We start from the raw sequence: 24,856 nt of genomic DNA on the forward strand, positions 1-24,856 counted from the left end.
ATTCAGTATTCAGTATTCACTTTTATCGTTTATTCCTTAATGACAAGCAATACAAATCGCAAAATGCAATTGCAAAACGCAACTGCCAACTTCCAAAATGCAAGCAAACCGTTTAAATACGCACCAAATCGCTATAAAACACCCATTTTACGTTACTTTAAAAGTTGGCACACTAACTGCAATGTACATATTGACCCTTCTTAAGCCGAGGGTCACCTAGCCAACTGACGTTGTTAGTGAACCTTTCTTGTTCACGATATATATAGGCCAATTGCGAGTATTGCGATTGGCCATTTTTTTGCCTGCAATTTAAGAAACATCGCCCATCCAATATACAGACACCCATTCACAGCCATAATCGCCAGCATTCATAGTGAGGTTCAACTCTGGCTCACCACCTACGCCATAGAAAACGTTTTCTAATTATTTTTTAAGAATAAATATGAAAAGTAACCTTATGTTTTAAATGTCTATTTTTAACATAACCGCCTTAATCGATGGCTTATTGACAAAACTAGCATTGACTATGTTATTTATATCACGATAATGCGCACGTTTGCCTGCAATACGGCGACCGTTAATTTTAATTTTGAACAATTGCGGAGGTAAAAAATGGCTGCGGATAATAACTACAGTCTAGGGCCGGTTCCTACATCGGCTAGGAAAGGAGTTGCTTCACTCACCATGGTAATGCTTGGACTCACTTTCTTCTCTGCAAGTATGTGGACAGGTGGTTCACTCGGGACAGGTCTTTCATTCAACGATTTCTTCCTCGCCGTTCTCATCGGTAACCTAATCCTCGGTATTTACACTTCTTTTCTTGGCTACATCGGCTCATCTACTGGCCTCTCTACTCACCTTCTTGCTCGTTTCTCTTTCGGTACTAAAGGCTCATGGCTTCCTTCTGCGCTACTTGGTGGTACACAAGTCGGTTGGTTTGGTGTGGGTGTTGCGATGTTTGCTATTCCAGTTCAAAAAGCAACGGGCATTGATACCAACACCTTGATTATCGTGTCTGGCTTGTTGATGACGGGTACAGTGTACTTCGGCATTAAAGCGCTAATGGTGCTTTCAGCGATTGCAGTGCCTGCGATTGCGATTCTGGGTGGTTACTCAGTACTGACTGCGGTAGACAGTGTTGGTGGACTAGAACAACTGCAACTAATTAAACCAGAGACACCAATGGACTTCTCAATGGCTCTTGCAATGGTTGTAGGTTCATTTGTTAGTGCGGGTACGCTAACGGCCGATTTTGTTCGCTTTGGTAAAAAGCCTGCGAGCGCAGTATTAATCACAATGGTCGCGTTCTTCATCGGTAACTCACTGATGTTTATCTTTGGCGCAGCCGGTGCAGCAGCAACAGGCCAATCAGACATTTCAGATGTGATGATTGCACAAGGGTTACTGCTTCCAGCGATCATCGTGCTTGGCTTGAACATCTGGACAACCAATGAGAATGCACTTTATTCATCGGGTCTGGGTTTATCTAACATCACTGGTCGCTCAAGTACTACAATGTCTATCATTAACGGCATTATCGGTACGATTTTCGCGCTTTGGTTATACAACAACTTCGTTGGTTGGTTAACCTTCCTTTCGCTGGCGATTCCACCAATTGGTGGCGTAATCATCGCCGACTTCTTCGCGAACCGTAAACGTTACAAAGATTTTGCAAATGCAGAGTTCCAAACCGTAAACTGGGCTGGCATTATCGCGGTAGCAACAGGCGTAGCCGCTGGTCACTTCCTACCTGGCGTTGTTCCTTTGAACGCAGTGTTAGGTGGTGCAATCAGTTACCTCGTGCTTAATCCTCTATTGAACAAAAAAGCTCTGAAATCTCAGGCCGCTTAAGGACACACTATGACAACCTTATTAATCAAGAACGCGAAACTTCAAGACCAAGAGGGCTTGAAACAGATTCTGATTGAAAATGGTCAATTTTCTCGCATTCTCGATAATGACGCGCAAATCAATCATCAAGGCGACACCCTTGATGCTGAAGGTGGCATTGCAGTTACTCCTTTCTGTGAACCGCACATCCACCTAGATACTACTCAAACTGCTGGTGAGCCTAACTGGAACATCTCTGGCACTTTGTTTGAAGGTATTGAGCGTTGGGCTGAGCGTAAAGAACTGCTATCAATCGAAGACGTAAAGTCTCGTGCCAAGCAAACACTGAAATGGCAGATAGCTAACGGTGTTCAACACGTTCGTACACACGTTGATGTGTCAGACCCAACACTCGTTGCGTTAAGAGCGATGGTTGAAGTTCGTGAAGAGATGAAAGAGTGGGTCGACATCCAGATCGTTGCATTCCCTCAAGAAGGCATTCTTTCATACCCTAACGGCAAAGAGTTGCTTGAAGAAGCAGTGAAGATCGGCGCTGACGTTATCGGTGCTATCCCTCACTTCGAATTCACTCGTGAATACGGTGTTGAATCTCTGCATTACGTGTTCGATCTTGCACGCAAGTACGACTGCCTGATCGATGTTCACTGTGATGAGATTGACGATGAACAATCTCGCTTTGTTGAAACGCTGGCAGCCCTTGCGCACAAATTCGAAATGGGTGAGAAGGTAACGGCAAGCCATACCACAGCAATGGGGTCTTATAACGGTGCTTACGCATCTCGCTTGTTCCGTCTATTGAAGATGTCTGGTATTAACTTCGTGGCTAACCCGTTAGTGAATATTCACTTACAGGGTCGCTTCGACGACTACCCGAAACGTCGTGGCGTAACGCGTGTTAAAGAAATGCTAGCAGCAAATATCAATGTGTGTTTCGGCCACGATGATGTGTTTGACCCATGGTACCCACTAGGTACAGCGAATATGCTTCAAGTTCTGCACATGGGACTGCACGTAACGCAAGTGATGGGCTACGACCAAATCAACACCTCACTTGATTTGATCAGCAAGAACTCAGCACGCACACTGCATATCCAAGACAACTACGGCATTGAAGAAGGTAAGCCAGGAAGCTTACTAATTCTTCCTGCAGATAACGGTTTTGATGCAGTACGTCGCCAAGTTCCAGTGCAGTACTCTATTCGCCACGGAAAAATAATCGCAGAGACTCAACCAGCTAAGACTAAAATTAATTTAGATAAGACTGAAGATATCAACTTCAAACGATAATATCGTCTATACTAACGAAGAAAAGGAGGCTTAGGCTTCCTTTTTACTTTGTCATGGCGTGTAACTTTATAAACCTATCAGCTGTTGTAGGTAGTTTTTGTTAACGAGCGCAACATGACAAAAAAACTCGCTGATTTATCAATCAATGAGTGTACAACCCGAAAGACTGTGTTAACATGCACTCGCTCTGTTAGCCGGAGTTATTTAAGTTAGATGAATAGTAAAAAATGACATGTAAAATCGTTACCCGTTTTTGTAAGTAGTTTTTCCTTATTTCTTAGCAATATTAAATAATTCAATTATCAGCGCATTGCAGTAATGCAATCAACAATTTAGAAAATTTATGAATAAGGGACAAATTATGTCTAACACAAATACTGGCACTGTAAAATGGTTTAACGAAGAGAAAGGTTTCGGTTTCATTTCTCAAGACAACGGCGGCGCTGACGTATTCGTACACTTCCGTGCTATCGCTTCTGAAGGTTTCAAAACTCTGAAAGAAGGCCAAAAGGTTTCTTTCGAAGTTGAAAACGGTCAAAAAGGCCTACAAGCAGCAAACGTTGTTGCTCAATAATTAGCTTTTCGCTAAAAAGAATTTTAAAGCGCTGATTTTTATCGGCGCTTTTTTATGCCTGAAATAAAACTTCCACTGAGTTACTACCTCTTCCACACTCACCCGTATTACCCATTTTTCGGCAGAGTGTTTGAACAAGCTTGGCTAACCCATTATTGACCGCGATTGGTATTACAGCCAACCCTTACCAACAGCCGCCCCCCCAACCGGACCTCTCCTCTTTGGTCAAATAACACCCTATTTATTATTCGATATAAATATGCAATCGATTTCCATAATGAAAATGAGTTGTTTACCCAATCCTCATCCATTAATTATATAATTTTTAAAGCAAAGATCGGTAAAATCCGCTAATCTTGGTCGCAGTGGCTTAGTTAGTTTGGTATCTGCAGTAAAAATCATGAAAAAAGACGAATTTCAAAAATCCACCGCAAATCTAAAAAAAGCGGTGCCTCTTATGATGAAGAACCGGGTGTCTACTACACCTGCAAATTACGCACTTTGGTACACCTATGTTGACAATGCTATCCCACAGCTGACAAAAGACATGGATGGTATCTTGGAATACTATGGCATTTGTCCTCCAGCCGTTGGTGAGCAGCTTTACAATAATTATGTTGCTAGCAAGTCTGAAACGAATATCAATGACCTCCGCGCCAATTTAGAATTGTTGGTCTCGGAAGTTTCGAATTCGATGAATGACACACTGACCGATACCTCTGCTTTTTCTGAGATGATTGATAAAAGCTTCGAAGATTTAGCCCGCGTTGACAATGAAAGTTTATCGATCGATGAAGTCATGTCTTTAGTTCGTCAGTTAGTTTCTGAATCTCGTCATATTCGTCACTCTACTCAATTTTTAAATTCTCAGTTGAATTCTGCGACATCAGAAATCACTAAGCTAAAGTCTCAGCTAGTCGAAGTGCAGAAAGATGCACTCTTTGACAGCACAACGACACTCTATAACCGTCGCTCTTTCGACCGTGATATAGAAACCTTGTGTGAAGCGAAACAACCTCTGTGTTTAATTCTTCTCGATATCGATCATTTTAAAAACTTCAACGACACTTATGGCCACCTATTTGGTGACATGGTTCTTAAAGGCATTGCGCGCAAATTGAAACAAATGTGCCGTGAAGGTATTGCTGCTTACCGGTTTGGTGGTGAAGAGTTCGCGATAATTGTGCCAAACAAATCATTACGCATTGCACGCCAGCTTGCTGACACCAACCGCCGCTCTCTAGAAAAGCTATCGATTAAAGATCGTCGTAGCGGGCAACAGGTGGGTAGCATCACCGCATCGTTTGGTGTTGCTGAACTTGAACCCGGTGAATCGGCACAATCACTGATCGAACGCGCTGATAAGCTACTTTACGAAGCGAAGTCACTTGGTCGAAATAGAGTGATGCCGCTGTAATCTGCAATCATCTAAAAAATTTACAGTTAAACGGCGTACTTACTAAACCCTGATTTCTAGGCTATAGGCTCAAGGCTCAAGGCTCAAAAATAGACTCGTAATTGACATCGAAAGCAAAAAGCCCCAATCAATAACCAGTAGGTTAATCGTTGGGGCTTTGTCGTTTATGCATAGTCGTCAGTGTTTAATGCTAAATACATTCAGAGTGTTTAACACTACACTGGCTCTACATCTTTCATAAATACCAAAGATGTAGCTGTGACATTAAAGGGCGTAGCAATAGTTAAGACAGTAATCCTCACCGCTCTTAGCTCGGAACTCTTTGTCTTCGCTGCATGCTTTTGGTTTACCCTTCTCATCACCTTGAACTAGGCTGATCCAGTGACGTATTGCTGTAGTGATTCCTTGACGCTCAGTATTCGTTTGTACCGCTTCCATTGACGACTGGCCAAACGTGGTGCACGACTCTAACTGAATATCATCGATATCGACCAATTCAATACACCCCGTCCCTTTATGACAACCAAACATCACTTCTAAATGGCTTCCACTGCTATCTCGGAACAAGATTGAGTCTGGGTCACACTTCTCACCCATGTAAGCTACAAACTGCTTAGGATGCTTTAGACCGCTGTGTTGGCCATCTTTGAAATAAGCCATGATATGGCGGTAATCAACTACGTAGCTCGTTACATCTTGATGTGAGCCGTTCTCTAATGGGAACAATCTGTCTAGCAGTTGCTTCGCTTTGAGTTGCTTCTCAGTTTGCTGTTTGGCACTGATAGTCTCCACGGCAAAGACAGCTTCAGCGATAAATGGTTTTGTTTGTTTTTGGATTTCTGTTTTATCGAATGTCAGCATATTCATAGTCTTTCCCTCTTGACTAACCCGGTGAACATTCACCGATTTTTATAGCAAAAATGTGTCCTAGAGCAATTATTCCAAACTAACGCTTAACTTATTTGTCATTTTGTGAATTGCTTAGTTTGTAGACTAGCGCTTTTTTACCTACAATTTCACAACAAAAATTTTACAATGTGAATTTTACAAATATGGCCTTGTCAAAAAGTTTAGTTCGTCAGTCTCATTTCCTAGGTACGAAAATACGTAACCTAAGAAAACGTAACCATTTAACGATGGAAGATCTGTCTGCGCGTTGTATTAGAATCAACCCAGAATACGCACCTTCCGTTTCTTACCTTTCAATGATTGAACGTGGAAAGCGCGTCCCAAGCATCGATATGCTAGAAGTAATCGCGCAGGTCTTTCAGAAGAACCCAACCTGGTTCCTTGACGACGAATCTGAACAACAAGCCATTGCTCCTGATAAAGGGAATCGTGGTGGGATAAGTGGCATGGCACTCGAGCCTAGCTTTCTTTTCTCCAACGACATCCTGCAAATTGCAATTCCAGAGATGCTATCTCAAACGGGGATCTCAGGCCGCCAGTTTGCACACCTCTTGATTCGAGCACACCAAGAAAGCAATCAGAACCACTTCCCTGACCTTGAGCGCGCAGCGGAAGAAGTTGGCTTAAAACGTCTTAACCTCAGCGTAGAAGACCTTATAGACATCGCTAGAAGCCTAGGAATTAACATCCGTTGGGTAACACGCACACCGAAAGACGTTGTTGATGAACTCGGAATTAATGCCAAACAGCTAGTCACTTCGTTCTTTGAACCTCCTAGCACAATCTTCTTAAACGAAATCCTGAAAGAGTACCCCACTCGTCTGAAATACGATTTATCGGTCTATATTGGCCATTGTATTCTGCATAGCAAAGAAGGCTTAAAGAGTGTGTTGTCGGTCGGCAACAACAACACATGGGACGACAACCAGGTTTCAGGCTCTTCGCAACTTAATTCTCAAGATATTCTTCAAGCATGGCGAGACTTTGAATCTAGCTTCTTTGCTGGCGCACTTCTTTGCCCGAAAGTTCCATTTAGACAGTTGCTTGACCGCACTGGTTACGAAATCGACGTTCACAAAAGAGCGGGGGTTTCCCCCTCTGTTGCTATGCGTCGAATGACGGTAGTATCGCCCTACCCTCACTGGCACTACTTTGATGCTTATGGGCCAGGGAAACTCAAGGCGGTGTACCGCGGGAACGGGATTCCACTGCCTTGGGGAAATATGAGAACTGTTGCCGATCCATGTCAACATTGGGCTGTGTTCCGTCGATTGTCAGAACCTCGCGCAGGGAGTTCGGCTCAAATATCTATTTTAAATGTGGGTGATGAACCAAGAATCTACTGCTGTGAATCCATCAATATGACGGACCCTGCAGGTAACAATCGCGTATTGTGTGCTGGCATAGACCTTAACCCTGCAATTGATGCACAAGGCGGTAATTCAAGAGACATTGCAGAGCAACTTAAAGCATCATGCGTTAACAATGGTGGCTCTGTGGTAATCCCGCGTAACATCAAGAAAGATCTCACGACAATAGCCAAGATTCTAAATATAAATTGGATTGAACGTGGGATTGAGACAGAGGCTAGGCTTATCTGCTCCCGAGGTGGAGAATGCCCGCGCCAACCAAGCTGTTACTCAAAGTGTGGTGAGTGTTAGCGCAAGAATGGTATGAGCATGATTAGTAAATTGTCGTGCTCTGCTTGTTTTGCTTGAGCTAACTGCACTTAATAATAAGTGTAGTAATAACAATTAATAAAAAGTAATACCAACAAGTAGAACTCAAAATTCAGGCAAAAAAAAACCAATCACAAAAGGGTGATTGGTCATATATTTTGTGTGAACAATATGGGTTCACTAACAACGTCAGTTGGCTAGGTGACCCTCGGCTTAAGAAGGGTCACTATTACTAATGCACTATGCGTGCCAACTTTAAACATACGTATTTACTACGCATCTGAACACGTATTCGCCATAAATGCCTGTTTGTTTTGCAAACTGAAATTGCAAATTGCAAAACCCAACAAATCGCTAGTGATTATGTTGTTATTAATAGATCATTAAAGATTAATTTCTCTTCCTATAAATACCTACTTTTCAATAAATTCGATAGCTTCAACTCTGAAGAAACCTCTTCTTGTTTGCTTAGGGCGTGTTGATCTTTCGAGCTGATTTTTGCAGCGAGTTGCTGGGTATTTATACAAGGAAGAGGTTTCGATGTGTAGCTAGCCTACATGAGAAGCCGATAACGTAGTAGAAATGACCAGCAAACGCTGCCCAAAGGGTTCAGCTAAAAGCGTTTTACTCTTTGTTGAGGGAGATTTGCTTAGAATGACTAGGCGACTTCCCCCTCGCCGCGATTAAAACACTTTTAGCTCGAACAAAATTTAACCGCGAAAGGTCAACACGCCCTAATTACACCCATAAAAAAACGCGAACATTGAAATTCAATATTCGCGCTTGTTCGAGTTCGATAGCAGGAAGTCGTCAATGAACGAGAACCCTCCTACGAAGCGATCTCGTTACATAATCTTTGCAAAGCTATGCTCAACGTTCTGTCTACCAAAGAGCTACTATTTCTGAGATGCAGGCTTAGAACGGCTTCTAGATGGTGAAGGTTTGTTACCTGTAGGCTTGTTACCTGCTGACTTGTTAGACGGTTTGCTCGAACCATTACTTCCTCCGAAACCAGACTTTTTAGGTTTACCTGCACCACCTGGCTTGCCAGAACTATTCGTAGAAGGCTTGTTACCGCGCTTATAGTTGCTGCCATTATTTCTTAAAGACTTATCATCACCAGCAGCTGAAGAGTTGCTGTCTGAAGCTTTGTTGCCTGAGTTAGGCTTACGCTTTGGAGCAGATCCATTACCTGCTACATGACGCTTGTTCTTGCCTGCTGGCTTATGGCCGCGAGCATTCTCACCAGAACGTTGGCCATCCGAGTGTTCGCGTGTCTTTTTCGGTTTCTTAGGCTTAATCGGACGCGAATCCAAGCGAGATTCTGGTAATTTGTTTACGGGTGCAAAACCTTCCAGTTCACGACGCTCCAGTACTTGTTGAATAAGGCGTTCAATACCGAATAGCTCACCCACTTCATCTGCACAAACCAATGAAATTGCTTTACCAACTTCACCAGCACGGCCAGTACGACCAATACGGTGAACGTAATCTTCTGATACGTTTGGAAGGTCGAAGTTAACCACTTGAGGAAGTTGTGGGATATCAATACCACGAGCAGCGATATCGGTCGCTACGAGTACTCGTACCTTACCGGTTTTAAAGTTCTCTAAGGCTTTAGTACGCGCGCCTTGGCTCTTGTTACCATGGATAGGAGCAGAAGTGATGTCTTGCTCTTCAAGGAAACGAGCAAGCTTGTTTGCACCATGTTTTGTTTTGCTGAACACCAACACTTGTCGCCAATCATTATCTTTGATCAGCTTAGCTAGCATTGGCGCTTTTTTCTTTTTATCTACTGGATAAATACTTTGTTCAACAGTGGGTGCTGTTGAGTTTGCAGGGCTTACCGATATTTCAACTGGGTTATTTACTAAGCCTTTAGCCAAGCTACGAATATCATCAGAGAACGTTGCAGAGAACAGTAAGTTCTGACGCTTCTTAGGTAGAAAAGCCAAGATCTTACGGATGTCGCGGATGAAACCCATGTCTAACATGCGATCAGCTTCATCTAATACTAGAATCTCTAGCTGATCAAAACGCACTGCATTTTGGTTGTATAGGTCAAGTAGACGACCCGGTGTTGCCACCAACACATCACTGCCTTTACGAAGTTTTTGCATCTGAGGGTTAATTTTCACGCCACCAAACACGACCGTAGAAGTAAGCGGTAAGTTAATACCGTATTTAACTACGCTGCCATTCACTTGCGCAGCAAGTTCACGGGTCGGTGTTAGCACTAGTGCACGAACTTGGTTCTGACGTACGCGAGGGCCTTTTGATAACATTTCAAGAATAGGTAGCGTGAAGCCAGCAGTTTTACCTGTACCTGTTTGAGCAGCGGCCATTACATCTTTGCCCGTTAGGACAGCTGGTACGGCTTTCTCTTGGATTGGTGATGGCTTATCGTAACCTTGTGCTTCAATAGCTTTAAGGATCGGTTCAGAAAGGCCAAGGGAGGTAAAACTCATAGATTATTTTCTCAGTTGAATAACATTTAGTATGAGCAACGCGCAGAAAGAAGTCGTTGCTACAGCTTTCGCTCATCAATAGGATTGATAAAGAGCAAAGCGCGGTATTCTGAGGCTTTTCCCCACATTCAGCAACTAAATTCTAATAACAGATCCAATCCAACCTATAAAATTTGTCGTTTCTGTTCGTACATTTTTTCATCAGCTGCTTTGAGTAGTGCATCGACATCACTGTAGTTATTGCTATGAATTACCCAACCAACGCTAATTCGAAGATAAATCGAGTGCGTATCATAAACAACAGGTGTGCTACATATCGCTCTTCGAAGTTTAGCTACAATCGAAGAGACATGTTGATCATCAATGATGCGTGGTAACAAAACTAAGAACTCATCACCACCGATTCTCGCAACGATATCTGAACCACGTAACTCGCTCTTAATGCGATTAGCACACTCAATAAGCACCTGATCGCCAGCCGCATGCCCAAAAGTATCATTGATCGCTTTAAAGCCATCAAGATCGATATTTACCACAGCAAAGGTTCTTGCTCTCTGCTTTTGGGTGACTTTGAACGCCTGCTTTAGGCTGTACATAAAGTATCGACGATTAGGTAGCATGGTGAGTTCATCATGCATAGAGCGACTATCTGCAATTCGGTACAGGCGATAAATAGTAAAGAAGGCAAACGCCAGCACTAACATTATGGTGTAACCCACCAACCTTACTGCTTGAATTCGATACCACTGCACATCCATCAACACATGCTCATTACCAGAGAGAGCAAGGTACCAACCACCGTATGGAAAGCTCACCTGTTCAGTCACAAAAGCATTATCAAATACGTCCTGAGAGCCATAAAAGACCGCGCCATCTTTACCCGAACTGTTTGCACCGCGAATCGCGAGTTTATACTTGTTTTCGAGTATCCCAATTCCGACATCTTCAAACAGCTCATCTAAACTAATAACGGCACTGGATACACCCCAATAGTCTTCGTTAAAAGGCGGGTCTCGAAAGATCGGAGTGCGCGTAATGATAGCTTGGCCACCTTGAAACAGCTCAAAAGGACCAGCAATAAAGGTGTTGCCAAGATTACGGGCTATCTCAACAGACTCCCATTGGTCTGGATAATCACGATAATTAATACCGAGAATCTGCTCATTGCCTTCCATAGGGTAAACAAAGTTTAGAATGTCGTCTTTGGCTAGCCCAATAAGACGAATATGGAAACCATCTTTAATAATACTTTCAGCAATCTTGTCCCAATTTTTCACCTCACCATCAGGGTTTATGGTCACTAAGGTCGAAAAATTATTGAGGATATACATATCTGACACGATCGCGGCTTCGATTCGAGAACGAATGATCGATAGCTGCTTTTTTGCCTCAGAGTAGGATTCATCTTTCAGGTAGGATAACTCTTTAGAGTGAAAAAACTCGATAGCACTCATTACCACTAAAAAAAACAGTAAAGATAATAATTTGGCAGGCCATTGCTTGCTAGAACCACTTGGCATTCAGACCTCCTAAACCTTTTTGTTCTTAAATTTGCTCATATCAGACTAACTCTTTAAGTATGCCGTTAAGCTATTTAAATACATACACTTAGCCTAGTGCTCATTTCATTATTGAGTCATTCATCACTTAAAGTCCATTAGACACATTGATTACTGAACCAAATATCGAATCAATCTCATTAAAGATTACAATGTATTGACCAAAACCTTACATTGAAAGATTCATGAGTGTTATTTTATATTCACAATTAATCAGCTTGGTACCTTACGAACATGAAGCTAAAAACGCTAACTCTGTGCACATTGTTATCAATCTCAGTTGCGGTTGCGGTTCACGCACAAGCTACTTCAGATACGCTAACGGCTTTTGACACACAACAGACTGTTACTATACAAGAGCCTGTTAACATACAAGCAACAAGCGTACCAAGTATTCAATTACAAGCTGGTGTTCTCGACTCTCAAGAGCAATCTTTTAAACAATCCGCCGATCTGATTCGCACAACCTACGAAAGCCAACTTTACACTCTGCCTGTATTCAAAGAGGGTCACTATGGTTTGCGTATGTATCGACAAACATTAGACGACAAATATTCTGCCGCGGTATGGAGTGACATGGCACGTGTCGCAAGTAAGCTCAGCCGCTTGTCGAATGATGTTCACACCATGGAACAAATCGTACTGTACTCAGAAAAGCGTGTTGCTTCCTATGTTGGCGATAGCGATGAACGCAGTGTTCGACGCTACAACATCACCAAGCACATGCCAGAATATCTATATCTTGGTGTTGACCTTCTCGGCTCTATGGCGCGTGCCAATGAGTACGGTTTAGAACACAAGAACGATGTCAAACTGCGCGAGATTATTCGTCGTTATGACTTTTCACGATACGTGACCAATGAAGATATGGTGAAAGCGTGGGCAGCCCAACTCGCTAATCAAGTTTACTGGCTACGCCAATTGGGTGAACAAGATGTCGTTGATGAATTTGTCGATACCTTCAAAAAAGCCTACCCAGACGATAACGACAAGAAGCTTTCAAGCCAGCAATACGGCAATAAGATCTATGGTATGACACATGTGATCTTTGGAGATTCTGAGTATTACCAGCACCAAGTAAGCGAGCAAGAACACCAATGGATCTACGATTACTTCAGAGAAAACATCGATACTATCCTGTTACGAGCTAAAGAGGATGTGATTGCTGAGGTTGGGTTGACTTTCTTATTAGCCGGTCTAGAGAATGACCCGGTTGTAGAGAAAACTAGGCTCGCAATCCAGGCATCTATCGATAAGACAAAAGGTATGATCCCTTCAGTCACCGGTGATTTTGATCTCAAGTATGGAGAGCACCGCAACGTACTCGCTATCATGCTACTCGATTGGCAGCAAGTGAACGAAGCACCGACTTATGAAGGTAACCCAAAAGTCTTTACTAACATCCCTTACGGACTAGTTGAAAATCAACCGCTGAAGCACTAGCAGTAATACTTAAGTTGATTTTAGAACCCAAAAAGCCGCAAACCTCTCAAGGTCTGCGGCTTTTTTAACTCTTACCACACCAACACTTCATTCAGACTCAGGGTACGACTTTGTTCATCACTATCGTGAAATCCCCTTCTGCGTATCCTTCTATCAAGGAGACATCGTCACAGAGTGTTTTACAAAATCGATATACGCCTTGAGGGTGATAACTCATCAAGGTATTGCGTGAAGGATATTGGCTTGAATTGAGCAGATTAAAAATCACCGTCTGATTCGCTAGTCCAAACATGCGAGTAATCATGTTAGTCAGATAATCCGAGTCGCGAGAGATGTAATTCAATGAGCCACTGGCGATAACTACATCGTGTACCTCAAGGCTCATTTGGCTCATATCACCCGACAAAAACCGACAACGATCTTCTGTATAACTCTGCTTCGCCTTCTTTAAAAAGCCTGCGTGTTGGTCAACGCCCGTATAAGATTGAATGCGATAGATGCTGTCGAGCAGCTCAAACAGCTCGCCATAGCCACAACCTAAATCTAAAATACTCTTCTTTTCGAAATCAGCCGAACGAGCAATCACTTCAAAGCGACACAATTGGCTCTCTTCGCTGGTCCACCCTAAAGCTTTAGCCTTGTCGCCATTCGAGCGGTTAGCCTGTTTGCGATGATAGCGATACACTTTCCAACGATCGAGCCAGTGCATTCAAACAAATCTCACTTCAATGAACATAAGTACGCCTCAATAAACTTAGACGTCAGAATTTGAAGAAAAGAGCCCACCGATTTTATAACCGACCGCATAACAAACCACGGCGACAGTCACAAACACCAAAGCTGAAAAGACATAAGCCACCGATGCTGCGACGCCAGTGCCCCATACTACGCTAAACACCAAACCGAGATACGCTTCTTGCGGCCACTGATAGATAGGAAACTGAGTACCACCAGCAATAAGATAAACCATCGCAAACAAGCCAATGAAGGTAGCAATAAGACCGATGAGAGCGCGCATGTTCATAGAGAGACCCTTGATAAATTTGAGCTTGGTTGCCGTATTCTTAGTCGGAACGGAATATTCTTATTCGGAACCGAGTGTTCTTAATAGAAACCGGATTTTCTTAATTGAAGCCGAATGCTATTAATCGCAACCTAATGATATTCAAGTATATCGGATAAAACAGGCTTGCTCTATTACTCTTCCGAGTGAGCCTTATACACCGCATAGCAATAAAAGTGGTGGTTCAAAATCTGAATCAACTTAACGAGCAGGCACAAAAAAGCGGACACCCTTCTCACGTTAAATCCGCAAGAAAGGTGCCCGCTTCAACTGAATTTAGGCGCTTGAACTGAATCTCGCTTAAAGCAGGATGAAGATACCCGCTAAACACGCACTCATTAGGTTTGCAAGCGTACCAGCAGCGACTGCTTTCAAGCCTAAGTTTGCCACTTCAGCACGACGCTCTGGTGCCATAACACCGATTGAACCCAGCTGAATAGCAATAGAACCAATGTTAGCAAAACCACATAGAGCAAAAGTGACGATGACTTGGCTATGTTCAGATAACAGCGCTTTGTTCTCAACGAAGTCGATGAAAGCAACAAACTCGTTCATTACGATCTTCTGACCAATGTAAGAACCCGCCATCAATACTTCATCACTTGGGATACCGATCAGCCATGCTAGTGGTGAGAACAGGTAACCAAAGATAGCTTGCAGCGTAATACCGGCAAAACCGAACGTCTCACCTAAGCTTTCTAGGCCAGTGTTCACCATCGCAATTACACTCACGAATGCAATCAACATAGTACCGACAGCCACCGCGACTTTCATACCGTTCATCGCGCCGCTTGCCAGTGCATCGATCACGTTGCTTTGGTCAGCTTTATCGAGTTCGATATGGTCGTAGTCACTTGGTGTACTGCGCTCAGGAACGATAATCTTCGCCATTAACAGACTACCCGGAGCTGCCATGAAGCTTGCGGCGATAAGGTATTTAAGTTCAACACCTAAACCAGCATAACCACCAAGCACACTACCCGCTACCGACGCCATACCACCTGCCATTACAGCAAACAGTTCCGAACGAGTCATAGACTTTAAAAATGGACGAATAAGAAGAGGAGACTCACCCTGAGAAAGGAAGATATTACCTGTCGCTACCAAGGATTCAGCTTTACTGGTGCCCAGCAGTTTTTGCACCGCTCCACCCAAGATTTGAATCACTTTTTGCATGATGCCGAGGTAGTAAAGTGCAGAAATCAGAGCACTGAAGAAGATAATGATTGGAAGTACGCGTATCGCGAAAATGAAACCTTCAGTTGCAAGGTCGCCGAAAAGGAATGCGATACCAGCGTCTGCAAAACCAAGCAGGCTAGAAACGCCATTACTTAGGCTCGTTAGCGCCAATTGTCCCCATGGGAAATATAACACCAAAGCCGCGAAGCCGATTTGAAGTAATAGTGCACGAGAGACTGTTTTCCAGTTAATCGAAGAACGACTTTCAGATAGCAGGTACGCACAAGCAATCAGTGCAAGAACACCGACAAAACCAAATAGAATATTCATAATGTGTCCTAGTAATCCTTAAAGAGTGAACATGAGCCAAACGAATGACATCAAAGGAATAGGACAAAGAACCGCAAGCAAAACGCTACGCGATGAAGGAGCTAACAGGGTTAGCGAATGTAACAACGAGTTGTTCATGTAAAAATCACCTTATACAAGCAGTGGAACGTAGCTGGTCCGGTCCGTGGGGTCATTCACATATCCATGTGACGGCTTGTATTGGCTAAGCACCGGCTTAAAACCGGAAAAGAAGTATAAACAGTTAAGTGAGACTTTCATCACATTTTTCAACGCAAACGATCGCGCGGTCAAGGATTAAACAAAACGCAGTGTTTATCGTCATTTTTAACTTATCAGTCAAAAAGAACGTCGAGGCAGGAAGTTTAAAATAAAAAGCCACAAAGTGTGGCTTTCTAAAGGATATTATCGAAATGGGCAAAATTAATTAAGCAATGCACTTTTCACTTCAACGTCTTGGAAGATTTCTTCGAAACGTTGTTTATAGATAAGCTGCATTTCATTAATGATCACACCACCATCTGGCACATCGTTCTCGCCTTGGAAGTTTTTGCTCAGCAGTTTCTTACCTACTTCGTCGTAAATAATCACATTTACGTTGTACCAAGAGTTATCCGTAAACGCATGGAAATCATATTTCCATTCATTCAAGACGAACATCATCGATTTATTGTCGAACGCTTTCATCTGCTCAGCGACTTTAGTGATGTCTTCGTTTGGTGTCGTCTCGACTGAGTCCACCGTCACTTGCTGCTTCTTTAAGCCCGCAACAAGTCTATCCGTCAAAAACTGAGACATCGGCTGTTGTGTCGCCGTGTTGTGTGAATAAGGAATACCGAGAGAACTACGGATAATGCCCTCAAACTTTGGCTCTTTATCTTGGTCTAAAACGTATGGGCGTTTATCAATCACTGCAATAGTCAGTGCTTTTTCTTGAGGTACGACACTCAATTGTGGCGCACTCTGTTCTGGAGTTAATACTGTTGCACAACCTGAAAGCCCTAGCGTGATTGTGGCAAGGAGCAAACTGACGAGTTTTGTCATTAGATTTACCTATCTTATTGTTTTGAAGATGGTGTTCTAACAAAAATTGTCTTACTCAGTAAACATTCATTAAATCAATAATTTATACAATTCTTATTTATATAAATTGGCTCACATATCAGGTTGGTTTTATTGAGTAATTACCCAATAAAACTTTAAGCAGCAGGCGTTGTAAATGAAGATCATGAAATGAATGTGATATGTTCAACCTATGTAGAGAGCTGCGTAACCTCTCGGTTAATTCTGTGTGATTATTACCACTTTTCTGTGTTCTCCCTCATTTACTATGACTTCAAGATTCATCTTAAGTTTAGATGCGTATATACTTTGTATTATCTCACCCATTCATTATCTATAAAACGAGACGAGCTGATTAGATATAACTGCCATTGAGACTAAGAGAGGAAACACGTGAAGAAAATGGAAGCTCCGCACGACATGAACAATGGAGCTAGATTCAAAACAAATAGACACGGCTATGTGACAGTAGTTGAGTATTATAATACCTATACTGTTATTGTTGCGTTTGAAAACACCGGAAATATCCGCGCTATCAGTGCGGCGAAATTACGTACAGGTCAGTTAACCGATCGCTCTGTCGCACCTGAATCAATTATGATTGGTGAAAAGGTTGAATCCGTTAAGCATGGCATATTAACTATTACCCAAGTTGAATCTGAAAATATTGTGGTTCTGACCAATATCAATAATGAAGAAATTAGAATGTTATTGCCTGCCGTACAGAAAATGAAAGATAAAACCGAAGAAATAGATGGTGAAAATGTTACCTCGCCAAAACCGACTTCTCTTAGCCAACTAACTAAAAGAAATAAAAAGACCAAAGACGTTAATAGCATGCTTAAGAAAATGCTTACCGACTACGGTCGATACGATTAATTCTCTATTTTCTTCAACAGACCCTCTATATATTTACATTCCAATAGACAAATACACTCCCCCCCAACCTTTCTCAATAGATACGTTGCATATTCGTGTGAAAAGTTAAATTTGATCAAAGTCTCACTCTGGATTTTTACCACACACAAGCGAGACCTCCGTCACAATCTCATTTTAGCTTTGTGATGGAGGTATTATTGAAATCTCAATATTTCCATTACTATGCTCCCACACAATAAGAGAACGCAGTTTCTCAACCCCTAAAATCCAATTGAGACAAATATTATGAAAAAGATTCTTGTAGTTTGCGGTAACGGCCTTGGTACTTCACTAATGATGGAAATGGCAGTGAAAGAAGTGGCTAAAAAAATCGGTTTCGAAGCGGAAGTTGATCACGAAGATCTGTCATCAGCTGCATCAAGCAACGCGGATATTTGGGTAGCAGCGACAGACGTTGCAAACCAACTGAAAGAAGGCGGAAAAGAGAACATAATCAGCCTTAAAAATATTTTTGACAAAGCATCAATCGAAGAACAACTAAAAACTTTCATGTAAGGTCAAAATTATGCAGAACTTTTTCGAATTCATGCTCGGCTTATTAAAAGAGCCAGCAATCATGGTAGGCTTAATTGCTTTCATTGGCCTTGTTGCACAGAAAGCTGATATTTCCACCATTCTAAAAGGCACAATTAAAACCGTAATGGGTTTCCTAATTTTAGGTTTTGGTGCTGGCGCTCTTGTTGGCGCACTAAATAACTTCTCAGTTGTATTTACTGAAGCATTCGGCGTAAGTGGTGTTATTCCAAATAACGAAGCAATTGTTGCATTAGCACAAGAAGCATTCGGTTATGAAATGGCTCTAATTATGTTCTTCGCATTCGTTGTGAATATTTTATTGGCTCGTATTACTCCTTTAAAATATATTTTCTTAACGGGTCACCACACAATGTTCATGTCTATGCTAGTAGCGGTAATTCTGTCTACAGCAAACATTGAAGGCACAGTTCTAGTCGCAATCGGCTCTATCATTGTGGGTACATTAATGGTTGTGATGCCAGCGCTAGGCCAAAAGTACACTGAAAAAGTGATGAGTACTGATCAACTGGCTATCGGTCACTTCTCGACACTGTCTTACATCGTGTCTGGCTTCATTGGTAGCAAATTCGGTGACACATCAAAATCAACAGAAGACATCCAAGTTCCTAAAAGCTTAATGTTCCTGCGTGATACGCCAGTAGCCGTAGCAACAACAATGGCTATCTTCTTCATGCTTGCGTCTATTATTGCGGGCGGCGAGTTTGTAGAAACAGTATCAAGCGGTCAAAACTGGGTTGTATTTACCTTCATGCAATCTCTAATCTTTGCTGGTGGTGTTTACATCGTATTGCAAGGTGTGAAGATGCTAATTGCTGAAATCGTTCCTGCATTTAAAGGTATCTCTGACAAACTAGTACCAGGAGCAAAACCTGCTCTAGACTGCCCTATGGTATTCCCAGTAGCACCAAACGCGGTACTAATCGGTTTCCTTTGTTCTTTCGCGGCTGGCCTACTAGCAATGGCAGTTCAAGGTGCACTTGGGTGGACAATCATTGTAGCGGGTGTGGTTCCACACTTCTTCGTAGGTGGTGCGGCAGGTGTTTACGGTAACGCTACTGGCGGTCTACGTGGTGCAATTCTAGGTTCATTCACGCAAGGTCTGTGTATCTCTTTCCTACCAATGCTACTACTTCCAGTACTAGGTGGTCTTGGGCTTGAAGCGACAACATTTGCTGACTTCGACTTCGGTGTTGTTGGTCTGATTCTAGGATGGATTGTTTCATGAGCCTATTCGATTTAATCGGTAACCAAGGCGTTATCATCAACTCTGAAGAGAACCTAACGGTTGATGCTGCGATTGATTTAACCTGTTCAACACTGTTAGCAAGCAAGAAAATTGAAGCAAGCTATGTTGAAGCTATCAAGCAAAAGCACAAAGACATCGGCGCGTACTATGTTCTAGCACCAAAGATTGCGATGCCTCATGCTCGTCCTGAAGATGGTGTGAACGAAGCATCACTGCAGGTGACAGTATTCAAAAAGGGTGTTGATTTAGAGTCGAAAGACAACGGTGACGTTTACCTTTCAATCACTCTGGCAGCGATGGACTCAGATAGCCATATCCATACTATTATGGCGCTATCAGAGTTGTTCCAAAATGATGATGACATTGATGCCATTATCGCAGCGGAAACAGAGCAAGAGATCATCGAGATCTTAAAGCGATACTAGTTACGCTAGAAACTGTTACTTCAGAGAAAAGCTATCAGACCGAGCCCTGCTCGGTCTTTTTTTTACGCGTTTCAAATGACGATGCACCAGATGAACAAAGAGACACCTGCCAAAGAGTTTTTCAACTCAGTACTTACCAATTAGGAGCTTACCACTTAAGAGCTTTCAACTGCGAGCTTCTCACCTAAAAGCAGCTCAACTCAATAATCGACAGACAAGAGCCCCTGGCTCCCTTAATGCATCCACGTTATAGCTAAGTACACGTCCGGCAGACGGCGCATGATAACGACGACATTCATTACCAAAAGCGTCGTATTGAATCGCCAAAAGATCATCTTGCTCTACGCTTTGTAAAAGCTCGACCTGAGGCAACACAAACCCACCAATATCAGCGCGGATAGACACTACATTATTGCCCTCTATCCAATCTATACTCGGCAGTGGCTTTTTGTCTCGTAAACCTTCAGCATCAAGCATCTCGTAGTAAGAAAGAATATTAAAAACACCATCTACGGCTCGTTGAATCATGTCAGGTTGAGTAAATTTCCCCATCCCGACTTCCACTGTAATGCTCGGAATTCCACTTCGATTCCAGACCGTTTCAAGAATACCCGGATCGCCGGGATCATTAAGAACACAATCGGGCTGCATTAACCTCGCCATCTCCAAACATTGCTCTACTCGGTAATCAGCAAACACATAAAGTGGATACACGGCACCACGAGTTTGGGTATGCAGATCAACAGCAAATGTCGCGTTGTGTTTGAGTAAGCGATCCCACAGAGATGCGACGAATCGCTCCGCGGCTAAGCCGTGTGCATCCCCCGGAAAGAGTCGATTAAGGTTGGCAGGGCAAGAGCCCGGATCCGAAGAGATAAAATCGCGGCTGTGGTTAAGCAAGCCAGACAAATTCACAGTTGGTACAACTGTCACCGTGCCTTTTAATGTGTTGCCTACTAAATCTCGGATAATTTGCTGAGCAGCCAACACACCGTTTAGCTCATCACCATGAATCCCGGCAGTGATCAGCAACTTCGGGCCGTCTTGACTGCCTTTGAAAACAGAAACCGGCATGTTTTTAGGTTGCCCTAACCCATCACTGGTTACTTGAAACCAAAACTGATGCTCTCCAATCGGTAAGTCTTCAACATTTAAGGCGCCAATAACCTGCCTACCTTGTAAAACATCGCCTAAGTACTCTGTTTTCATCCAACGTCTCCATCTTGTTGAGCAAAATTTATTCTTTTCTAAGTTTTGGCATCATAGAGGATATCTTAATCAGTACAAACAGTTAATAAGATGAAGAAGCTCTAACCTCACCATAAGGTTCACTCATATCATTATCACCTCACCCAAATAGAAACTTGAAAAAGTAACCGAATAAGGAAATACGAGTGGTATACCCATTCACAAACCACTCAGGTTCCTGAAATAAAAGTGCAATAAAATCAACACTTAAAAAGTTCCCTATTCACGAAAATGTAATTTTACAGAAATGAAAGCTTAATTTAGCTGCTCTAGATTAGTTTCATATCGAAACGGAGAGCGCATTGCTCACGGATTTTAAAATACAAGGTAAGTGATTATGAAAAAGGCAGTTCTAGCTTCTGCAGTGGTAGCGGCACTAGTTTCAGGTTCATCGTTAGCAGCAACGGTTTACAGCTCTGATGGTACAGAACTTAAAATTGGCGGTCGTGCAGAATTCCGTGGTGATTTCATTGGTTCCGGTGGTGCTGAAGTTGAAGGTTCAATGAAAGATAAAACTCGTTTCCGTTTAAACCTTGGTGGTAAAACAGAACTTACAGATACTGCAACGGCATTCGGTTTCTACGAAGCTGAGCAAGACACAGGTTCTGATAAGTTTGAAAACCGTTACATGTACGCAGGTGTTGATTTTGACGGTCAAGCCATTTCTGTCGGTCGCCAAGATATGGCTTCAGTTATCGTATCTGACTTTACGGATATCACTGAGTTTTCTGGTGTGCAGCAAGCATTCGGTGCAGCTTCTGATAAAGAAGATGGCGTATTTGCGTACCGTGGCGGTTTTGATGCTCTGCAACTAGAAGCCACTTACCAAACCAACAGCAAAAAAGACTCTGACGGCTACGGCATTTCTGGTGTTTACTCACTGCCAATGGGCTTAGATCTTGGCCTAGCCTACTCAGGTGAAGACCTAGGGGAAAATAAAGGTAGCGCAGACCAAATCCTTGCCGGCCTAGCGTATTCTCTAGACAACCTGTACTTAGCTGCGACTTATTCAACAGGCGACCTAGATGATAAAGCGACAGGTACCGATGCTAAGTCATTCACTGCTATGGAGTTTGCAGCGCAATACAAATTCACCAAGCAAGTATCTGCTGCAGTCGTATATACTTACCAGGAAGATGAAATCAACAGCGGAGCAAAAGTAGACGCTGTCGACGGTATTGAATTAGCCGGTTACTACAAACTAAACAGCAATTTCCGCACATACCTTTCTTACTACGTTAACGGTTTAGACGAAGTTAAAAATGCAAAAGGTATCGTGACAGCTGGTGAAGACACACTTCGCCTAGGTGTCCGCTACGATTTCTAATCTAAATCGACTTTAGATAGAGACTAGAAAGGTTGGGCGGTTGCTCAACCTTTTTTCATATTCAAATATTCTGACCAACTTCATCAATGCTTTTTCTGGTTAAGTGGTGCTAAATCCGTATCATAGGTGAACCACATCAAATAATTAGAAGCATCATGTCACAACACCATCCGATCCAAGGCGCTAGCTGGATGCTAACCGCAGGCCTAGCCTTTGCCGTTATTAATAGCCTAACTCAAGTCGCTAGCATTCATTTCGGACTTACTTCTACCACCGTTGCCGTCATTCAATACGCCATCGCGTTGTTCGCTATTCTTCCTTATCTGAAAACGCTGGGCATTCGCCACGCGCTAAAAACCGACAACCTAAAGTTGCACGTATTCCGTGTCTTCTTGTCTGTTATTGGTATTCAACTTTGGATATGGGCATTGGCTTACCCAGTACCTATTTGGCAAGGCATTGCCCTTCTCATGACGTCGCCATTGTTTGCAACCATAGGCTCAGGACTTTTCCTCAAAGAGAAAGTTGGGGCAGCTCGCTGGGGCGCGACCTTAGCCGGCTTCGCTGGTGCTATGGTGATTCTAGAGCCGTGGGCAGAAGACTTTAACTGGGCAACACTGCTACCGGTTGGCGCAGCTTTCTTCTGGGCATGCTACTCACTCATGGTGAAAAAACTCTCTTCGCAAGACAGTCCTTCAACCATGGTGGTGTACTTGCTGCTATTGATCACACCATTTAACATCCTGCTTGCCGCGCCAGATTGGCAGACTCCAAGCGGCGGTACAATTTGGGCTATCTTGATTGTTGTCGGTGTTATGACGGCACTCGCTCAATGGGCAATTGTAAAAGCCTACTCAGTTGCTGATGCTTCGTTTGTGCAACCTTTTGACCACGCGAAATTACCGTTAAATGTTCTAGCGGGTTGGATTGTATTTAGTTGGGTTCCACCGGGTCGTTTATGGCTAGGGGCTGCTATTATTATTGCGTCAGTTGCATTTATTACCCATTGGGAAACGAAAAAACCGGCGAAAATAAAGAAAGTTTAGGATCGATGAAATAAATAGTTCGACTGTCCGTTCTATATGGATAAGAGAATTCAAACGAGGCCGTAAGCATGAAGAAACCAGTCAAGATTACACTATACCGTTGGGCAGGCAGCTGGGGTCCATTTAAAGTTAATATCCCATGTGGGGAATGTACCCTTACCAAAGACATTCTTAAGGATACTTTTGAGAATGAGTTATCAGATGTCGATGTCGAACTGGAAGTGAAAGATTGGTTGTCTCACTGGTGGGAGCCGCTAAAACTGGGTTCTTGGCATGCTCCAATCCTTGTTGTTGAAGGCAAGGTTGTAAGCCAAGGCGAAGCGCTTAACCGCGGTGTGTTAGTTCAATCCGTGATCAAAGAGTGGACCAAACGCGACAGCCTAAAAGGCAACATCGTTTATGGTAAAGCGACCTGCCCATTCTGCGTTAAGGCAAAGAAAATGCTTGATGAAGCGGGTGTTGAATACCAATACCACGATGTCGTAAAAGACAGCGCAGCTTTGTATCGCATGATTCCAGAGGTCAAAGCGCACATTGGTGAGAAAACACCAGTAACCGTTCCTCAGATCTGGCTCGATGGTAAATACATCGGTGGAGCAGACAACTTAGAAGCATGGATGAAAGAAAATGGTTTAGATACCATCCCGAATAATGTTGTCGACCTATCCAACCAATCGACAGGTTAAACTCACACAGAGTTACAAATCCGATCGGGAATTAATCAGTGTTTTTTGTGTCCATCCACAACAAAACGAGCGATGACCTTCATTAATCGCTAAAACGAAAAAGGCCTTAAACTTCATCGAGTTTAAGGCCTTTTTAAATTCCGTTTTTGAAAATGCTTATTTCGCCATTTTCTTCATCATTCGCTTAAAGAATGATGCTTTTTTTGGCTTTGGCTTGCCATACAATGCTTCGTGCATCATGTTTTTTGCTACCATTTGACCAAGGTATGCGTGGCCTAGTTCGTAATTCATGCTTATCTCCGCACATAATCGATTTTCTTATGCGCGGATTCTACACTTAAAGCGGCCAAAAACAAGATCTAAATCACATTTTAGTGCAACTGACTCATCCTATTGCAACGTCCGTATTCTTGTTTCTGCGTAAATCAGCATTGTATCGTTATATCAATGAGTTAATGTTAAGTCCGTCTAACCTTGATTCACCATACCCATTTGCAATCCAAGACATTGGTTTAGACATTCATAAAAAAAGCAGCTCAAGAGAGCTAATGCCGATCAGTTAA

Annotated in this window: 22 protein-coding genes; 13 read left to right on the forward strand and 9 right to left on the reverse strand. The window is 42.8% G+C overall.

Translation table 11 applies throughout. The annotated features are described in order from the left end of the window. Positions 1-612 precede the first annotated feature (612 nt). From codB to AB4589_RS01300, 4 genes are all read left to right on the forward strand, one after another. Entirely contained in the window at positions 613-1,851 is a 1,239-nt protein-coding gene (gene codB / locus AB4589_RS01285) for a cytosine permease (RefSeq protein WP_371709547.1), read from the forward strand. Between the two features lie 9 nt (positions 1,852-1,860). Next, complete coding sequence (locus tag AB4589_RS01290; protein ID WP_371709548.1) at positions 1,861-3,138, forward strand: cytosine deaminase; 1,278 nt, start codon at positions 1,861-1,863, stop codon at positions 3,136-3,138. A 361-nt stretch (positions 3,139-3,499) separates the two neighbouring features. Beyond that, entirely contained in the window at positions 3,500-3,712 is a 213-nt protein-coding gene (locus AB4589_RS01295) for a cold-shock protein (RefSeq protein ID WP_004730009.1), read from the forward strand. A gap of 400 nt (positions 3,713-4,112) precedes the next feature. After that, on the forward strand, positions 4,113-5,129 hold the full coding sequence (locus tag AB4589_RS01300) for a GGDEF domain-containing protein (RefSeq protein ID WP_029223820.1): 1,017 nt from the start codon (positions 4,113-4,115) through the stop codon (positions 5,127-5,129). Positions 5,130-5,393: 264 nt separating this feature from the next. On the opposite strand, the gene AB4589_RS01305 is transcribed toward AB4589_RS01300, so the two are convergent. Continuing rightward, positions 5,394-5,996 (reverse strand): hypothetical protein, encoded by a 603-nt coding sequence (locus tag AB4589_RS01305; protein WP_372099122.1) that lies wholly within the window; start codon positions 5,994-5,996, stop codon positions 5,394-5,396. A gap of 170 nt (positions 5,997-6,166) precedes the next feature. Here AB4589_RS01305 and AB4589_RS01310 point away from each other — a divergent pair, with 170 nt between their 5' ends. Then, the gene (locus tag AB4589_RS01310; protein ID WP_017097047.1) at positions 6,167-7,699 is read left to right on the forward strand and encodes a DUF3612 domain-containing protein; all 1,533 of its coding nucleotides are present in this window, start codon (positions 6,167-6,169) and stop codon (positions 7,697-7,699) included. 914 nt (positions 7,700-8,613) lie between these two features. On the opposite strand, the gene AB4589_RS01315 is transcribed toward AB4589_RS01310, so the two are convergent. Beyond that, positions 8,614-10,185, reverse strand: coding sequence for a DEAD/DEAH box helicase (locus AB4589_RS01315; protein WP_017097048.1), 1,572 nt, complete (start codon positions 10,183-10,185; stop codon positions 8,614-8,616). Positions 10,186-10,349: 164 nt separating this feature from the next. Further along, positions 10,350-11,705 carry a diguanylate cyclase gene (locus tag AB4589_RS01320; RefSeq protein WP_017097049.1) on the reverse strand — a complete coding sequence of 452 codons (1,356 nt, stop codon included), beginning with the start codon at positions 11,703-11,705 and terminating at the stop codon, positions 10,350-10,352. Positions 11,706-11,978: 273 nt separating this feature from the next. Between AB4589_RS01320 and AB4589_RS01325 the strand changes: the two genes are divergently transcribed. After that, the gene (locus AB4589_RS01325; protein ID WP_372099123.1) at positions 11,979-13,187 is read left to right on the forward strand and encodes a DUF3541 domain-containing protein; all 1,209 of its coding nucleotides are present in this window, start codon (positions 11,979-11,981) and stop codon (positions 13,185-13,187) included. A 97-nt stretch (positions 13,188-13,284) separates the two neighbouring features. Here AB4589_RS01325 and AB4589_RS01330 read toward each other — a convergent pair whose 3' ends face one another. The 4 genes from AB4589_RS01330 to AB4589_RS01345 all read right to left on the reverse strand — a co-directional run bounded on the left by AB4589_RS01330 (position 13,285) and on the right by AB4589_RS01345 (position 16,821). Beyond that, positions 13,285-13,896, reverse strand: a complete 612-nt coding sequence (locus AB4589_RS01330; protein WP_017097051.1) for a trans-aconitate 2-methyltransferase — start codon at positions 13,894-13,896, stop codon at positions 13,285-13,287. A gap of 45 nt (positions 13,897-13,941) precedes the next feature. Further along, a complete protein-coding gene (locus AB4589_RS01335; protein WP_017097052.1) occupies positions 13,942-14,211 on the reverse strand; it encodes a hypothetical protein in 270 nt (89 codons plus the stop codon). A 339-nt stretch (positions 14,212-14,550) separates the two neighbouring features. Continuing rightward, positions 14,551-15,759: a NupC/NupG family nucleoside CNT transporter gene (locus AB4589_RS01340; protein WP_009845705.1), complete on the reverse strand. Its 1,209-nt coding sequence runs from the start codon at positions 15,757-15,759 to the stop codon at positions 14,551-14,553. Positions 15,760-16,200: 441 nt separating this feature from the next. Next, positions 16,201-16,821, reverse strand: a complete 621-nt coding sequence (locus AB4589_RS01345) for a hypothetical protein (RefSeq protein ID WP_017100968.1) — start codon at positions 16,819-16,821, stop codon at positions 16,201-16,203. A gap of 420 nt (positions 16,822-17,241) precedes the next feature. Here AB4589_RS01345 and AB4589_RS01350 point away from each other — a divergent pair, with 420 nt between their 5' ends. The 4 genes from AB4589_RS01350 to AB4589_RS01365 all read left to right on the forward strand — a co-directional run bounded on the left by AB4589_RS01350 (position 17,242) and on the right by AB4589_RS01365 (position 19,986). Further along, positions 17,242-17,718, forward strand: coding sequence for a hypothetical protein (locus AB4589_RS01350; protein ID WP_009845706.1), 477 nt, complete (start codon positions 17,242-17,244; stop codon positions 17,716-17,718). A gap of 285 nt (positions 17,719-18,003) precedes the next feature. Then, entirely contained in the window at positions 18,004-18,273 is a 270-nt protein-coding gene (locus tag AB4589_RS01355; protein WP_009845707.1) for a PTS sugar transporter subunit IIB, read from the forward strand. Between the two features lie 10 nt (positions 18,274-18,283). Further along, the gene (locus AB4589_RS01360) at positions 18,284-19,540 is read left to right on the forward strand and encodes a PTS ascorbate transporter subunit IIC (protein ID WP_371709550.1); all 1,257 of its coding nucleotides are present in this window, start codon (positions 18,284-18,286) and stop codon (positions 19,538-19,540) included. Next, positions 19,537-19,986: a PTS sugar transporter subunit IIA gene (locus AB4589_RS01365; RefSeq protein ID WP_371709551.1), complete on the forward strand. Its 450-nt coding sequence runs from the start codon at positions 19,537-19,539 to the stop codon at positions 19,984-19,986. Before AB4589_RS01360 ends, AB4589_RS01365 begins: the two co-directional genes overlap by 4 nt. Positions 19,987-20,181: 195 nt before the next feature. Here AB4589_RS01365 and AB4589_RS01370 read toward each other — a convergent pair whose 3' ends face one another. Then, positions 20,182-21,195, reverse strand: a complete 1,014-nt coding sequence (locus AB4589_RS01370) for a succinylglutamate desuccinylase/aspartoacylase family protein (protein WP_135383670.1) — start codon at positions 21,193-21,195, stop codon at positions 20,182-20,184. Positions 21,196-21,571: 376 nt separating this feature from the next. Between AB4589_RS01370 and AB4589_RS01375 the strand changes: the two genes are divergently transcribed. From AB4589_RS01375 to AB4589_RS01385, 3 genes are all read left to right on the forward strand, one after another. After that, a complete protein-coding gene (locus AB4589_RS01375) occupies positions 21,572-22,561 on the forward strand; it encodes a porin (RefSeq protein WP_029223821.1) in 990 nt (329 codons plus the stop codon). A gap of 155 nt (positions 22,562-22,716) precedes the next feature. Next, entirely contained in the window at positions 22,717-23,607 is an 891-nt protein-coding gene (locus AB4589_RS01380; RefSeq protein ID WP_371709553.1) for a DMT family transporter, read from the forward strand. Between the two features lie 68 nt (positions 23,608-23,675). After that, positions 23,676-24,293, forward strand: a complete 618-nt coding sequence (locus AB4589_RS01385; RefSeq protein ID WP_012600280.1) for a glutaredoxin domain-containing protein — start codon at positions 23,676-23,678, stop codon at positions 24,291-24,293. A gap of 156 nt (positions 24,294-24,449) precedes the next feature. Here the strand turns inward: AB4589_RS01385 and AB4589_RS01390 are convergent, their stop codons facing one another. Further along, a complete protein-coding gene (locus tag AB4589_RS01390; RefSeq protein ID WP_004731825.1) occupies positions 24,450-24,584 on the reverse strand; it encodes a hypothetical protein in 135 nt (44 codons plus the stop codon). Positions 24,585-24,856: the final 272 nt, after the last annotated feature.

This window comes from Vibrio sp. 10N.222.49.A3, assembly GCF_041475145.1.
Lineage (GTDB): Bacteria > Pseudomonadota > Gammaproteobacteria > Enterobacterales > Vibrionaceae > Vibrio > Vibrio tasmaniensis_A.

Coding starts and splice junctions, on each gene's coding strand:
- codB (WP_371709547.1), top strand. CDS start 613: ATGGCTGCGGATAATAACTACAGTCTAGGGCCGGTTCCTACATCGGCT.
- AB4589_RS01290 (WP_371709548.1), top strand. CDS start 1,861: ATGACAACCTTATTAATCAAGAACGCGAAACTTCAAGACCAAGAGGGC.
- AB4589_RS01295 (WP_004730009.1), top strand. CDS start 3,500: ATGTCTAACACAAATACTGGCACTGTAAAATGGTTTAACGAAGAGAAA.
- AB4589_RS01300 (WP_029223820.1), top strand. CDS start 4,113: ATGAAAAAAGACGAATTTCAAAAATCCACCGCAAATCTAAAAAAAGCG.
- AB4589_RS01305 (WP_372099122.1), bottom strand. CDS start 5,996: ATGAATATGCTGACATTCGATAAAACAGAAATCCAAAAACAAACAAAA.
- AB4589_RS01315 (WP_017097048.1), bottom strand. CDS start 10,185: ATGAGTTTTACCTCCCTTGGCCTTTCTGAACCGATCCTTAAAGCTATT.
- AB4589_RS01320 (WP_017097049.1), bottom strand. CDS start 11,705: ATGCCAAGTGGTTCTAGCAAGCAATGGCCTGCCAAATTATTATCTTTA.
- AB4589_RS01325 (WP_372099123.1), top strand. CDS start 11,979: ATGAAGCTAAAAACGCTAACTCTGTGCACATTGTTATCAATCTCAGTT.
- AB4589_RS01330 (WP_017097051.1), bottom strand. CDS start 13,896: ATGCACTGGCTCGATCGTTGGAAAGTGTATCGCTATCATCGCAAACAG.
- AB4589_RS01335 (WP_017097052.1), bottom strand. CDS start 14,211: ATGAACATGCGCGCTCTCATCGGTCTTATTGCTACCTTCATTGGCTTG.
- AB4589_RS01340 (WP_009845705.1), bottom strand. CDS start 15,759: ATGAATATTCTATTTGGTTTTGTCGGTGTTCTTGCACTGATTGCTTGT.
- AB4589_RS01345 (WP_017100968.1), bottom strand. CDS start 16,821: ATGACAAAACTCGTCAGTTTGCTCCTTGCCACAATCACGCTAGGGCTT.
- AB4589_RS01350 (WP_009845706.1), top strand. CDS start 17,242: ATGGAAGCTCCGCACGACATGAACAATGGAGCTAGATTCAAAACAAAT.
- AB4589_RS01355 (WP_009845707.1), top strand. CDS start 18,004: ATGAAAAAGATTCTTGTAGTTTGCGGTAACGGCCTTGGTACTTCACTA.
- AB4589_RS01360 (WP_371709550.1), top strand. CDS start 18,284: ATGCAGAACTTTTTCGAATTCATGCTCGGCTTATTAAAAGAGCCAGCA.
- AB4589_RS01365 (WP_371709551.1), top strand. CDS start 19,537: ATGAGCCTATTCGATTTAATCGGTAACCAAGGCGTTATCATCAACTCT.
- AB4589_RS01370 (WP_135383670.1), bottom strand. CDS start 21,195: ATGAAAACAGAGTACTTAGGCGATGTTTTACAAGGTAGGCAGGTTATT.
- AB4589_RS01375 (WP_029223821.1), top strand. CDS start 21,572: ATGAAAAAGGCAGTTCTAGCTTCTGCAGTGGTAGCGGCACTAGTTTCA.
- AB4589_RS01380 (WP_371709553.1), top strand. CDS start 22,717: ATGTCACAACACCATCCGATCCAAGGCGCTAGCTGGATGCTAACCGCA.
- AB4589_RS01385 (WP_012600280.1), top strand. CDS start 23,676: ATGAAGAAACCAGTCAAGATTACACTATACCGTTGGGCAGGCAGCTGG.
- AB4589_RS01390 (WP_004731825.1), bottom strand. CDS start 24,584: ATGAATTACGAACTAGGCCACGCATACCTTGGTCAAATGGTAGCAAAA.